The following is a 14,098-nucleotide window of genomic DNA, read 5'->3' as shown; positions in this document are numbered from 1 at the left end:
CCTTACTTATTTTTCTATTCAGCAATTAGGGGAGTCATTAACGGGATGAAAAAAAGAAAAAGACTATGGAATTTATGGAAAACGATTACATTGTTAGTTTGTACAGTTGTAATTTTTTCTTTACTTGTGACAGATATATTAATTAGTCACAATGTAGAACGGACAACGGAGGATAGCCAAGCAGAGAAAGCAAAAACAATTGCACACATTGTGGCGAATGATTCAATTGTAATTGATGGTTTAATTGGGAAAACAGATACTGCTGCAATCCAAACGTATACAAATAGAATATTAAAAAACACAGGTGTTCAATTTATTGTAGTTATGGACATGAATGGAATAAGAAAGTCACATCCAAATCCTCAAAAAATAGGTCATCATTTTATTGGGGGAGATGAAGGGCCTGTATTGAAAGGAAAGGAACATGTATCGCTGGCAGAAGGAACTTTGGGTATTTCAATGCGAGTGTTTGTACCTATATTTTCTGAAACAGGTGAACAACTTGGAGCGGTGGCCGTTGGTATTTCAGCAGATAATGTAAAAGAGAGAGTTAAGGAAAGTAGACATATCATTTATATTGGAGTTGGAGTTGGGGTACTAGTCGGAATGATAGGAGCAATATTGCTAGCTAGACATATAAAGAAAAGTTTATTTGGTCTTGAACCTCACAGGATAGCGAAAATTCTTGAAGAAAGAAATACGATGCTACAATCTGTAAAGGAAGGTATTATTGCTGTAGATAAAGAGGCCAATGTAACTTTAATAAATAATGAGGCAAAACGATTGTTTAAGAAAAGTGGACTTGAAGAAGATTTTATCGGTAAAGACGTTGAGTTGTATATGCCTAATTCGCGTATAAAGGAAGTATTACAAACTGGAGAGGTACAATTAAACGAAGAACAAAATATTTATGGAATTACGATTGTAACGAATCGTGTTCCTTTATATGTAAAAGGAGAAATAGTTGGCGCGATTGCAACATTTCGTGATAAAACAGAGATTAGAAAATTAGCAGAAGAATTAACTGGTATTAGGTTATATGCAGAAGCATTACGGGCACAATCGCATGAATTTATGAATAAAATGCATGTCGTATTAGGGCTTACACATATGAAACAGTATGAAGAATTACAAAAGTATATAAGTGGTATGGTATCAGAGCATCAATATGAAATTGGTGGGATTATGAAAAGAATAAAAAGTCCAGTATTTGCTGGTTTTTTACTCGGAAAACTGAGCTATGCTAGAGAGAAAAATATAAAATTAATTATAAGTGAAGATTCTTACATGCCAGAAATAGATGATGAAAGTATTACTCATGAACTAATTACGATTGTCGGAAATTTAATTGATAATGCATTAGAGGCAGTGACGAATTGTGAAAAGAAGCAAGTTGAAGTTGAGATACGATATGGGAATACATTAATTATTACAGTGCAAGATACGGGAAAAGGTATACAAGAAAAAGAAATAGAGGCATTATTTACGAAAGGTTATTCCACAAAGGGAGATAACCGTGGTTATGGTTTGTATCTTGTAAAAGAAAGTATACAGCGAATAAATGGGGAAATTCATATGCATTCATTAGTAGGAAAGGGAACAAAGATAACAATTGAAATACCTAAAGGTAGGGATGAGAGGCAAATATGATTAAAGTTTTAATTGTAGAAGATGACCCGATGGTAGCAATGTTAAATACGCATTATTTAGAGCAAGTAGGAGGGTTTGAACTTGTTCAAGCAGTTAATTCGGTAAAATCGGCGATAGAAGTATTAGAGGAATCAAGAGTAGATTTAGTATTACTTGATATTTTTATGCCTGAAGAGACTGGATTTGAGCTTTTAATGTATATTCGGAATCAAGAAAAAGAAATCGATATTATGATGATTTCAGCTGTACATGATATGGGGAGTATTAAAAAAGCATTACAATATGGCGTAGTAGATTATTTAATTAAACCATTTACATTTGAACGATTCAAAGAAGCATTAACTATATATCGAGAAAAACTTACTTTCATGAAAGAACAACAAAAAATTAGTCAATCGGAATTAGATTCGTTAATTTTGCAAAAGGAAAAAAGAGAGCCTACTGTTACTAAAGAGCTTCCGAAAGGATTAACGAAGCAAACGTTGCAATTAATTTGGCAGAAGATCGAGTCGCTGAATGGACGAGCGTTTACAACAGATGAAATGTCACAATTAGTTGGGATTTCAAGAGTTTCTATTCGGAAATATGTAATGTTTTTAACTGACATTGGAGTGTTAGAAAACGAAATGATGTACCAACATGTGGGGAGACCTGTAAGTAAACTAAGATGTGTTGATCAAAAGAAAATAGAGTTTTACGTATAAGCGACTTATTATAAGTCGCTTATACTTTTTTTAATTACAAAATCAATTACAAAACTTACAAAAACTATTTTTACTATTGAAAGCGTTTTAATATTGTTATTAAGAAAATAAGGGGGTGCCATATGGGAATTCAAAAGAATGTGGAAGCGGTATCATTTTCTGAAGGAAATGAAGTACAAAGAGAATCTTTCGCTTCTAAAATTATGAATGTAAAAATCGGTGTTATACCTTTACCGTTATATGTAGTATTGGCTGCTATTATTTATGGGGCATCTGTATATAATAAATTACCAGCAGATATGATTGGTGGATTTGCGGTTATTATGATCATGGGTATTTTCTTAGGTGACATTGGGATGAGAATTCCAATTTTAAAAAATATCGGTGGTCCAGCAATACTTTCGTTATTTATTCCATCATTACTTGTATTTTTTAACTGGATGAATCCAGCTTCAATGGAAGCTGCGACTATGTTAATGAAAAAATCGAACTTTTTATATTTATATATTTCTTGTTTAGTAGTCGGAAGTATTTTAGGAATGAACCGTAAAGTGTTAGTACAAGGTTTCGTTCGCATGTTTATTCCTTTAGTGGTAGGAACGTTAGCTTCTGTAGCGGTAGGATTATTGGTCGGTTCATTATTTGGATTTGAAATGAAGCAGACATTCTTCTTTATCATCGTACCAATTGTGAGTGGTGGTATCGGGGAAGGGATTTTACCATTATCGCTAGCTTATAGTGATATTTTAAACGAATCATCAGCAACATTTGTATCACAGCTTATTCCAGCGGCTATTATTGGAAATATGTTCGCTATTGTGAGTGCAGGGTATATGAAGCGTTTAGGTGAGAAGAAACCGGAGCTTAGTGGTAACGGTGTATTAGTAAAAACAGATAATCAAGCCGAGTTATTAAAAGAACAAAATACAGAGAAGCCAATTGACTTCTCATTAATGGGAGCAGGTTTATTAATCGCGTGTACGTTCTTCATCTTCGGAGGATTTGCTTCTAAGTTCATCGGTATCCCTGGGGCAATCATTATGATTTTCTCAGCAGCACTTGTGAAATACTTTAAATTAATGCCCGCAAAAATGGAGCAAGGAGCATTCCATTTATATAAATTTATTTCGAAGAATTTAACTTGGCCGTTAATGGTTGGACTAGGATTGCTATATATTCCGCTAAAAGACGTAGCAGCAGTTCTTTCAGTAGGATATGTTGTCGTATGTGCATCGGTTGTTCTTACAATGGTAGCGTCAGGTTTTCTTGTAGGGAAAGTGATGAAAATGTATCCAGTTGAATCAGCAATTGTAACTGGATGTCATAGCGGTTTAGGCGGAACTGGAGATGTTGCTATTTTATCAGCTTCAAATCGAATGGAATTAATGCCGTTCGCGCAAATTTCGACTCGTTTAGGCGGGGCAGCAATGGTTGTAACAGCGACAATTTTATTAAAAATGTTTTCATGATCAAACAAGCTAGCTATATAAATATAGCTAGCTTGTCAAATTAAGGGGAGATTATAAGTATGTTAGAAAATCAAATTAATGAGAGATCATTGTTATTGCATAAAGAATTAGTAGGAAAAATTGAGATTACAAGTAAAGTAGAAGTAAATTCAGCGGATGATTTAAGTCTGACATATACACCAGGTGTAGCGGAGTCTTGCAAAGCAATCGCAGCAGATGAAGAAACAGTGTATGACTATACAGCACGTGGAAATATGGTGGCAGTTGTCTCAGACGGAACAGCGGTACTTGGTTTAGGAAACATTGGACCAAAAGCGGCTATGCCTGTTATGGAAGGAAAAAGTATATTATTTAAAAAATTTGCGAATGTAGATGCTTTCCCGTTATGTTTAGGTACGACTGATGTGGATGAAATCGTTACCCTTGTGAAAAATTTAGAGCCTACATTTGCAGGGATCAATTTAGAAGATATTGCAGCACCGCGTTGTTTTGAAATTGAAAAACGATTAAAAGAAGAAACGAATATTCCTGTATTCCATGATGATCAACATGGAACAGCTATCGTCGTCTTAGCAGCTGTTATTAATGCATTAAAAGTTGTTAGCAAACAAATGGATCATGTGAAAATTGTTATTAACGGTGCTGGTTCGGCAGGAATTGCAATTGGAAAATTATTATTAAAGGCTGGTGCAAAGCACATTACGTTAGTTAGCTTAGAAGGTATTGTTTGTGAAGGTGAAGCATGGATGAACGAAGCGCAAATTGAAGTTTCAAAAAAGACAAATCGAGAACATGTGCGTGGAACGTTAAAAGAAGCGATTTATCAAGCTGATATTTTTATCGGTGTATCTGCCCCTAACGTATTAACGAAAGAACTTGTACAGATGATGAATGAGAAAGCAATTGTGTTCGCTATGGCGAATCCAATTCCAGAAATCTTCCCAGAGGATGCATTAAAGGCTGGGGCAGCTGTAGTAGGAACCGGGCGCTCAGATTATGCGAATCAAGTAAATAATGTATTGGCGTTCCCAGGAATATTCCGCGGTGCGTTAGATGTGCGCGCGACTGATATTACAGAAGAAATGAAATTAGCGGCAGCGTATGGGATCGCTAACATCATTACGGACGAAGAACGTAATGCGAATTATGTAATCCCGAATCCATTAGATAAAAGAGTTGTTCCAAGTGTTGCTGAAGCTGTGGCGAAGGCAGCTATTGATTCAGGCGTGGCGCAAATTACGAAAATACCAAGTTATTAATAGCTAAAAGCAGTGCCTAAAAGGCACTGCTTTTTTGAGATAAGAAATCAAAATAATGAAGAAGTGTAAAATTATTTATTTATGTTTCTTCACTATTTATTTAATTCCATTGCAACTTGTTTACCATTTACTAAAACCTCAGTTACTGCTACGATCACTTCTATCATTTTTTTCATCTCTCATCTCTCCTCGTGTCATTTCTTATTTTAAGTATAAGAGAAGAGAGTTACTTCAACTATCGAAGTACATGACGTAGAAATTACATTGTTGTAAGGAAGTGTTTTAGCTTTGTCACTTTACTCAGCAGTAATTACAAACTGATCATAATATTTTTCATTCACGTATATATTTAATACCCATAATCCAGATGAAGGTAGTGACATAGTGAGTGGGAGTTCGGTTGTAGTAGAATCAATTGTATTTGAAGTAGTCCAAGTTGGTTTAGAAGTTTCTTGTTGAAAGAGTACGGGTGTTGGGGTTACTGATCCTTGTTTTAGTGCAATAATAGATAGTTTTCCAGTTGGCATTTCAGGATCTAAAAAGTACCACATCATTTCATTTTTTTCATTTGCGATAATAGGGCTATCAGCCATTGCGATTTTTTCTTCGATACCTTTTAAAGGTGTTTTTTCTTGTATGAAGGAGGGTGTTTCTTCCCAATTTACATCTTTTAAAACGCTAAGATGAAAGAAGGAAGGTGCATTAACTTGGGTGGATGACGTGGCGATAGCTTCTTTTTTAGGTGCTTCTGAATCAGGCTGCAATTGCGAGCATCCAGTGATGAGAAAGGAGAAAAGTAGCATAGTTCCAATTTTTTTCATGGTGTCACACTCCTAATTTTTACTGTTAGTGTAATTGTATTTGCCAGAAAGAGGGACAATTCCTTTAAAGTATAAAAAGAGGTCGTAATTTTTGTACGACCTCTTTTGACATTTTTTATATTTGTTCAGTTGAAAAGGTTGGTTCTCGTTCTTTTTGTGGCATCGTCAAAAAAATAACAGAAAGAACGATACATACGCCGCCTAGTAATTGATACGCTCCAAATGATTCATTTAGCCAAGCGATTGAAACGATAGCTGCTACAAGTGGTTCAATGCTAGATAAAATGCTCGTTTCTGTTGCTGCTAAATATTTCAGACTACCGATATAAAGGAGGAAAGAAAGGGTGCCACTTATGATGATAAGAATAAGCATAGAAAAAGTTTTTAGTGTAAAAGTTTGTGAAAGCTGATCCCATTCAAACGAACGATTACAAATAAGCAGTGCAATTCCTCCAATTAACATCCCCCAGCCAATTACTATGGTTGTTCCGCATTCTTTAATAAGAGAAGCTGGATGGAGAGTATAAAATGCAAATCCAATTGCTGTTAATAGGCCAAAAATAATGGCTTCTTTCGATAAAACAATATTTTCAATTGAACCGTTTGTAATAATAAAGTACGTTCCCGTTAGTGCAGTTATAATTGCGAGTAGTTGCATAGAAGCAGGGAATTTTCGTTGTTCAAATGCGACATAAATGGTAATGAGAACAGGACCTAGAAATTGAAATAATGTTGCTGTGACCGCATTACTGATATGAACTGTTTCGATAAAGGCGTATTGTGCACCGAGCATGCCGAGAATAGAGAAAATAATAAGTTGTATAGAATGTCTAGTGTGTTTCCAAATTTGAAAAATGTTTTGTTTCTTTATCCGTAAAAAAGATAAAATAAATATTCCTGCAAGCAGTAATCGAATTGTTAAAAAATCAATTGATGATAAGTTAGTATGTTGAAATAGCCACTGAATCATCGGGCCAGATAACCCCCATAAGGTAGCTCCTGTAATAATCATAATGAGTCCAATCCGTCTACTATTGTTCATAATCATGCATCTCCTCTCGAGTATTTGATTTTTTATGTGTGACATGATAAAAGGAATTATATATATAATCTGGCACTGTAAAAAGTATCAGATTTCAGTTTTATTAAGGGGTCAGATGTTATGTTAGAATTAACGCCTAATTTAAATACGCAAAGTAAAATAGCGTTATACGTGCAATTGTATGAGTATATAAAAAAAGAAATTAAAGATGGAACGATTCCGGCTTTTACAAAATTACCTGCAAAAAGAAAACTGGCGAGCTATTTACAAGTGAGTAAGAATACAGTAGAAGCGGCTTACGAGCAATTACTTGCAGAAGGTTATATTGAGTCGGCATCGAGAAAAGGTTATTTTGTATGTAAAGTTGAACAAATGATTGATGTAGAAGGAAGCGAAGCGAAAGTAGAAGAAGTATCGTTTCGGGAGGAGAACTATACATTTGATTTCACACAAACAGGGGTTGATACGAATACTTTTCCGTTCACTACGTACCGCAAGCTTATTAATGATGTATGGCAGCCACATAATAATGAGTTGCTTTTTCTTGGACACCCTCAAGGGGAATTGAGCTTAAGGGAGGAAATTGCGAACTATTTGTATGAATCTAGAGGTGTACGTTGCTCAGCTAGTCAAATTGTATTAGGAGCGGGAACACAAATATTAGTGAAACTATTGTTTCAATTGCTAAAGGGAAGCAATTATGCAGTGGAAAACCCAGGGTATCATAGGAAAATGGTCGTTTTTGAACAGGGAGAAGAGAATGTTCAAATGTTGTCTTTAGATAGGGACGGCATTTGTATGGCAGATTTAGAACATAGCAATGCGAATGTTGTATTTGTTACACCTTCCCATCAGTTTCCGTATGGAATGATTATGCCTATTACGAGAAGGACGCAGCTTTTACAATGGGCGAAGAAAGCGAAAGACAGGTATATTATTGAAGATGATTATGATAGTGAATTTCGCTATTCTGGAAAGCCTATACCGGCGTTGCAAGGGTTAGATACAGAGGGGAAAGTTATTTATATGGGGACGCTATCTAAAGCATTATTGCCATCGCTACGGATGAGCTATATGGTGTTGCCGAAGAAATTAATTAAAAAGTATCAACAGCAATATTTATTTTATACACAAAGTGTTTCAAGAATGGACCAAGAAGTGATTAGAAAGTTTTTAAATGAAGGCTATTGGGAAAAACATATTCATAAAATGCGTGTCGTCTACCGGAAAAAGAGGGATCGGCTCGTCTTTGAAATAGAGAAATATTTCTCTAATTGTGTTGAGGTGATAGGGGAAGATTCGGGATTACACATTTTATTAAAAGTGCATAATGGAATGCGAGAAGAGGAACTCATTCAAGAAGCTGCGAAATATAGTATTAAAATATATCCTGTTTCTACGTACTATAAAGACGGTACTGCACCTGAAAATGTAGTTTTACTTGGGTTCGCGATTTTATCAGAAGAAGAAATTGCGAAAGCGATTCAATTATTGCATAAGGCATGGTATACAAGAAAATAAAAAAACATCCTCCAAGCATGAGGATGTTTTTTTATTATTTATTTTCATCTAAGAATAAGACCATATGCTCTTCGTCCCAATATTGTCCGTTATATTTTAATGAACGTTCTTGCACACCGAATGTTTTAAATCCTAATGATTCATAAAGTTTTTTTGCTCCATCGTTGCCAACAACAACATCAAGCATAACTTGTTCCACCTCTAAAGATTTAGCAAGCTCAAGACATTCTTTAATAAGTGCTTTTCCTGCTCCAAGTCCGCGTGCTTTTGGAGATACATATACAGAACCAATTTTAGCTTTATGTTCTTGTTTTACATATGGTTTCGTTTCCAGTGTTGCAACCCCGATTAATTTTCCATCTTTGAATGCGCCTAGCGTATAGTTTTCATCTTGTGCTAATTTTTGTGCTTTATATTCAATCGCACACTCTTTATTAATAATATCTTCATAAGAAGAGCTAAAAGCTTCAGGGTTTTGCTTTAATCCTTCTACACGAAGTTCTAAGTAAATTTCCGCTTCGTCTTTTGTTAATACATGGATATCCAATTATATCACCCTCCAAATCTTTGACAAATGTATCTTTACCCCGCATTAACGGGCAGTAGACTCCAACTTTAAAATCCAGCGAATGCGCGGAAGCTAGATTGGAGATAACTGCCCGTAAATGCCCGATTGGTTCAACCAATAATCCATGGGGTGAACCATTCCATGGATTAAAGTTTCACTTTATTTTATATTGAAATAAGAATAATTTCAAAAGCTTAGCCTAAATGAGCTGATTTTATGAACAAAATAACACCAGTAGTGTTTACTACTACTGGTGTTTTCACACACATATTATTCAAAAGGTAGCTCAATTATAAAGGTTGTTCCTACCCCTAATTTGCTTGTTGTTAGAATGGCACCGTTATGCAATTCCACAATTTCTTTCGCAACAGCTAGCCCGATACCTTTTCCTCCAGTAGCTCTCGTTCTAGATTTATCAACACGATAAAAACGATCGAAAATATGCGGAATATCTTCCTCAGGAATACCTTCACCTTCATCTTGTACACTTATTGTAAAAGAATTTGTTTCTGTGAGTACGCGTATTGTAATAGTGGTGTTTTCTAGCGAATGTTGATAAGCATTGTGTAATAAATTTAACATAACTTGTTCCATACGTCTTTCGTCTATGCAAACTTCTAAATCATCTTTACAATATACATGGAGTTGCATTTGCTTATTCGTTAATGTTGTTTTTGTTTTTTCAACCATTCGCTCTAAAAAAGGCCTAAGAAGCACTTTTTGTTTTTTTATAACAAATTGGTGTTGTTCTAATTGTACAAGCATAAATAAATCTTGAACGAGATCAGTTACACTATCTGTTTCATCCTCAATGATTTGTAAGTATTCTTCTCGCTCTTCTTTCGTTAAAGTGTCTCTCTTTGCTACTTTCGCATAACCTTTCATATAGGTCAATGGAGTTAATAGTTCATGGGCGACACTAGCAAGAAATTCATTGCGTTCTTTTTTCATATAAGTTAGTTCACTGGACAAATCTTCAATCGTTTTTGCTAAGCTTCCAAGTTCATCATTCCGTTTAATACCTAATTGAATTGGCTTATTTAATTTTGACATTTTTTCTGTTGCCCTCTTCATTTTTATAAGCGGTTCTGTAATAACACGAGAAAAAACAAAGACAGAAATAGTCGTTAGAATAACAGTCAAAACACTAATGATAAGAAATTGGTTCATGAGTTTAAGTAACATATTTTCTAAAAAAGATGTTTTTAATAACATATATAACTTTCCTTGAAACTCTGCTGTATTAAGTGGGCTTACCGTTGTGATGAATTTTGATTTTTTCCAGTTCTTTTCGACAACTAATCCGTTGGCTGGAATATGTTCTGTTTTACAAGTAAGTTGTTTTTGCATCGCCTTTGTTACAGGTTCTGAAGTGGAAATGATTTTTCCATTATTGTCCGTTATAATGATAGCTATATCAGAGTTAGCAATTGATTCTGATTCAACTAAGTGTTCAGCCTCATCAGCGATATCGAACTCTGGGTATATAGGACGCTTAGGATTTTTATTGTATTCAGCGCGTTCGCCGTGTTTCTTTTCTTTAGCAAATGCACTCCACTTTGCGCGTTGTGTAATTTTGTTACTATAGCGATTACCTTTTTCTAAAAGAGCTAGTGTTTCTTCCTCAATCCGCATTGTTGAAATACTTTTGTAAAAAGATACGAAAGCAATTGTTTCAATACATAAAGCTAGTATTAAAAAGTATGTCCCAATTTTAAGTGAAAGTTTACTCATTTTCTCACCATACCTTATTTCATATAAAGTGAAACTTTAATCAGTGGTATGGTATTTTCCACTGACCGAAGTAATTATTCACTTTTCCATTTATATCCGACTTTATAGACAGTTTCCAAGTAATTTTCAACTGGAAATCCTTTTTTACGTAATTTATCACGGATATTGCGAATATGTGAATCGATTGTTCTATATTCAATGTCTGTTTCATAACCCCAAATTTTTTCGATTAAATCATCTCGGCTATAAGCACGGTTTGTATTTTGTAAAAATAGTCCAAGTAACGAAAATTCGATAGGAGTCAGTGAGATTTTTTCGTCATACACTGTGACAGTATGTTTCGTTTTATCCCACTCAATACCATTGAAGCTAACAAACCCATCTTTCTTTGTACGGCGTAATATAGCCTCAATTCGTGCAACTAATACATGCTCATCAAATGGTTTTGTAATATAGTCATCTGCGCCGATCGTAAGGCCTTTTACCATATCGTAATTTTGATTACGAGCTGTTAGCATAATGATTGGAACGTTGGAAATTTGACGGATTTGATAGCAAGTATCCCATCCATCCATATTCGGCATCATTACATCTAACAAAACAATATCAAAGTCTTTTTGTTCTATTAACTTTAGTGCTTCAAGGCCAGAGGTAGCTTTCATACAAAAATAGCCACGAGGACTTAAGAACAAATCTAATAATCGTAACATACGTTCTTCATCGTCTACTAATAAAATTTTCACCATAATCTTGTGCACCCCAAACTGTTCATTCTACTTGTATAGTTTACATGAAAATGATAAAAAACTCTTTTTATGTGATTGAGTGGAAGAGTGATTTCTCGCTCAGAGTAATTGACATAAAAAATGCACTAGTTTTGCACAACTATTTTTTATAATAGAAAACGTAGCGACACAAAATACCCTATGTTGCGACATAACGTCATGTCATTTTATTTATAAAATGACAATTCCATTCTATTGTGTATGTGAGATAGAGAGGGTTTTCGTATTCACCTCGCATCGGATAAGAAAAATTTCCTATCTCACACTTTTTTTAAAAGGAGATCATACACATGAATCCAAAAGAAGAAATTTCAAAAAAAGAAAAGCAAGATCGTAATACGGTTGTCATGTGCGTTGCCGTATCTATGGTTATTATTATAAGTTGTGTAAATAAAATTTTGGGGATTTTATAATATAAAAAAAGCTTATTGCTTCTTAAGAAGCAATAAGCTTTTTTCGTTGTTAGGGGGAGTATTTTTATATAATAAACCAAGGTAAAATTGCTAATCCAGAAGTTACAATTGCTGTAGTAAATATTAAAAGCATAGCTCGTTTGTTTTGTTTCATGTCACATTCTCCTCTACATATCAAGTACATGCGATCAGCGTGGGATGTAGTTCCCCACTGAGTAAAGTTTCACTTTATATTTTTAGTATAATGAATGGAAAGGTTTGGTACGATCGATAAAGGTGACATGAAGATTACATTGTTGTAATGAAAAAAGCATCTTTCTTAATAAAAAGATGCTTTTGGAAAACTAGATTGAAGTATTAATCATTTAAGAATAGAACCATATGTTCTTCGTCCCAGTATTGACCGTTATGTTTTAATGAACGCTCTTGTACGCCGTAAGTTTGGAAACCTAATGACTCATATAATTTTTTTGCTGCATCGTTACCAACTACAACATCGAGCATAAGTTGTTCTACATGTAATTTATCGGCATTTTCAATAATTGCTTTAATAAGAGCTCGTCCTGCTCCAAGGCCACGTGCTTTAGGGGAAACAAAAACGGAACCGATTTTTGCTTTATGTTCTTGTTTAATGAAAGGCTTTGTTTCTAAAGTAGCAATGCCGATTAAATCGTTATCTTTGAAGACACCTAGAGTATACTTATCCGGATTGCTTAATCGTTTAGCCATAGCAGCCACAGGATTTTCATGTTTAAGAACATCTTCATAAGAAGAGCTAAAAGCTTCCGGGTTCTTCGTTAAACCTTCCATACAAACTTTTAAATATATTTCTGCGTCCTCTGTCGTTAATAAGCGAATTTCCATCGTTGTAACCTCCTTGGTCGATTTTAAATCAAATAAATCCATTACATATATAAGAATGTGTATGCGTTTTGTTAGCAGTCTCTTTTAATGTGTAAAAGAATGAAAAGATATATGCTACAATATTTTGTTTTTAATTATGTAATGAAATTATATATTAACTTTATTAACTATTCAAGTGTTTAATATATTACATTTTCATAACTAAAATAACTCCTCGATTGAGGAGTTATTTTAGTTATTCGATCGATAACCATCAATTCGATGTGGATGTGTGTAAATATTGCAGGATTCATTTCTAATAAATCCTACGACTGTAATGCCTAAATCATGGGCGAGTTGCAATGCTAGTTTTGTTGGAGCGGACTTAGATAGAACAATTTCACATCCGATTTTTGAAACTTTGAGTAAAATTTCGGATGAAATACGCCCGCTAAATGCAATGATTTTTCCTTTGACAGATATATCGTTACGCAAACAATGTCCATATATTTTATCTAATGCATTATGTCTTCCAATATCCATTCTTGATAGGAGGATATTGTTTCGATCACATAGCGCGGTATTGTGAACACCGCCAGTTTGGCGAAAGGTAGTGGAAGATTGTTGTAAAGTATTCATTAAGTAAAAGCATTCTTCAGGAGTAATTTTTACATGTATATCATGTAAATCTTTTGCTTTTGCTGCATCGTTAACGAAAATAAAACCTTGTCTACCTTTTCCGCAGCAGGAAGTGATGTATCGTTTATTATATAAATTTTGATAGAGCGGATTTATTTTTGATGATGTTACATGGACAATTCCGTTATCTTTTTGCACCCATAGTTCTTCAACATCTTTATAAGAAGAAATAATCCCCTCAGAAATTAAAAAACCAATGACCATATCTTCAATATAATTTGGTGTACATACGACTGTTACATATTCTTCACCATTCAATTTAATTGTAATAGGAGATTCTGTAACAATCTCATCAGTTTGTTTTGAAAATGTACCAGAGTAATAGCGTACAATTGTATAACTCTCTTGCGTAGGCCCCATATGAAATTCCCCTTTTATATGTATTTTCTCCCACATTCATCATAAAACATTGAAAAAATAAAAACAGCTGTTAGAAGGAAGGTATCAGATTATTTTGGTTATTATTGTATATATACGATATAATAGAAATGTAGAATAGTGAAATTTTCAAGCTTTCGTAGTGATGCCTTATAAACATCTAGAATCGACTTCAAAAGAAAAGTATTTGGGCAGGGCGTTTCAAAAATATG

13 protein-coding genes are annotated in these 14,098 nt (G+C 34.3%); 6 read left to right on the top strand and 7 right to left on the bottom strand.

Going from position 1 to position 14,098, the window contains the following annotated elements; genetic code table 11:
• Nucleotides 1-45: 45 nt before the first annotated feature.
• From MR070_RS19240 to MR070_RS19225, 4 genes are all read left to right on the top strand, one after another.
• Nucleotides 46-1,650: a sensor histidine kinase gene (locus MR070_RS19240; RefSeq protein WP_242261823.1), complete on the top strand. Its 1,605-nt coding sequence runs from the start codon at nt 46-48 to the stop codon at nt 1,648-1,650.
• The gene (locus MR070_RS19235) at nt 1,647-2,354 is read left to right on the top strand and encodes a response regulator (protein ID WP_000598678.1); all 708 of its coding nucleotides are present in this window, start codon (nt 1,647-1,649) and stop codon (nt 2,352-2,354) included. Before MR070_RS19240 ends, MR070_RS19235 begins: the two co-directional genes overlap by 4 nt.
• Nucleotides 2,355-2,476: 122 nt before the next feature.
• Complete coding sequence (locus MR070_RS19230; RefSeq protein ID WP_000512725.1) at nt 2,477-3,823, top strand: 2-hydroxycarboxylate transporter family protein; 1,347 nt, start codon at nt 2,477-2,479, stop codon at nt 3,821-3,823.
• Nucleotides 3,824-3,882: 59 nt separating this feature from the next.
• Nucleotides 3,883-5,082: an NAD(P)-dependent malic enzyme gene (locus MR070_RS19225; RefSeq protein WP_139896165.1), complete on the top strand. Its 1,200-nt coding sequence runs from the start codon at nt 3,883-3,885 to the stop codon at nt 5,080-5,082.
• Between the two features lie 296 nt (nt 5,083-5,378).
• On the opposite strand, the gene MR070_RS19220 is transcribed toward MR070_RS19225, so the two are convergent.
• Both MR070_RS19220 and MR070_RS19215 read right to left on the bottom strand, forming a co-directional pair.
• A complete protein-coding gene (locus MR070_RS19220) occupies nt 5,379-5,903 on the bottom strand; it encodes a DUF4871 domain-containing protein (protein ID WP_242261822.1) in 525 nt (174 codons plus the stop codon).
• 115 nt (nt 5,904-6,018) lie between these two features.
• Nucleotides 6,019-6,945: a DMT family transporter gene (locus MR070_RS19215; protein WP_242261821.1), complete on the bottom strand. Its 927-nt coding sequence runs from the start codon at nt 6,943-6,945 to the stop codon at nt 6,019-6,021.
• Between the two features lie 120 nt (nt 6,946-7,065).
• Between MR070_RS19215 and pdxR the strand changes: the two genes are divergently transcribed.
• A complete protein-coding gene (gene pdxR / locus MR070_RS19210) occupies nt 7,066-8,466 on the top strand; it encodes a MocR-like pyridoxine biosynthesis transcription factor PdxR (protein ID WP_000891919.1) in 1,401 nt (466 codons plus the stop codon).
• Between the two features lie 34 nt (nt 8,467-8,500).
• Here the strand turns inward: pdxR and MR070_RS19205 are convergent, their stop codons facing one another.
• The 3 genes from MR070_RS19205 to MR070_RS19195 form a co-directional block, all read right to left on the bottom strand.
• The gene (locus MR070_RS19205; RefSeq protein WP_000351212.1) at nt 8,501-9,013 is read right to left on the bottom strand and encodes a GNAT family N-acetyltransferase; all 513 of its coding nucleotides are present in this window, start codon (nt 9,011-9,013) and stop codon (nt 8,501-8,503) included.
• A 291-nt stretch (nt 9,014-9,304) separates the two neighbouring features.
• Nucleotides 9,305-10,768, bottom strand: a complete 1,464-nt coding sequence (locus tag MR070_RS19200) for a HAMP domain-containing sensor histidine kinase (RefSeq protein WP_000041016.1) — start codon at nt 10,766-10,768, stop codon at nt 9,305-9,307.
• A 74-nt stretch (nt 10,769-10,842) separates the two neighbouring features.
• Entirely contained in the window at nt 10,843-11,514 is a 672-nt protein-coding gene (locus MR070_RS19195) for a response regulator transcription factor (protein WP_000238954.1), read from the bottom strand.
• Between the two features lie 329 nt (nt 11,515-11,843).
• Here MR070_RS19195 and MR070_RS27080 point away from each other — a divergent pair, with 329 nt between their 5' ends.
• A complete protein-coding gene (locus tag MR070_RS27080) occupies nt 11,844-11,966 on the top strand; it encodes a hypothetical protein (protein WP_001068392.1) in 123 nt (40 codons plus the stop codon).
• A 357-nt stretch (nt 11,967-12,323) separates the two neighbouring features.
• Here the strand turns inward: MR070_RS27080 and MR070_RS19190 are convergent, their stop codons facing one another.
• Nucleotides 12,324-12,830: a GNAT family N-acetyltransferase gene (locus MR070_RS19190; RefSeq protein ID WP_000405883.1), complete on the bottom strand. Its 507-nt coding sequence runs from the start codon at nt 12,828-12,830 to the stop codon at nt 12,324-12,326.
• Between the two features lie 231 nt (nt 12,831-13,061).
• Nucleotides 13,062-13,868 carry a formate dehydrogenase accessory sulfurtransferase FdhD gene (gene fdhD, locus MR070_RS19185; protein ID WP_242261820.1) on the bottom strand — a complete coding sequence of 269 codons (807 nt, stop codon included), beginning with the start codon at nt 13,866-13,868 and terminating at the stop codon, nt 13,062-13,064.
• Between the last annotated feature and the right edge of the window lie 230 nt (nt 13,869-14,098).

This window comes from Bacillus cereus group sp. BfR-BA-01453 (assembly GCF_022662915.1).
In the GTDB taxonomy this organism is placed as follows: Bacteria; Bacillota; Bacilli; order Bacillales; family Bacillaceae_G; genus Bacillus_A; species Bacillus_A paranthracis.
This window is presented reverse-complemented; position numbering and strand designations above follow the sequence as displayed.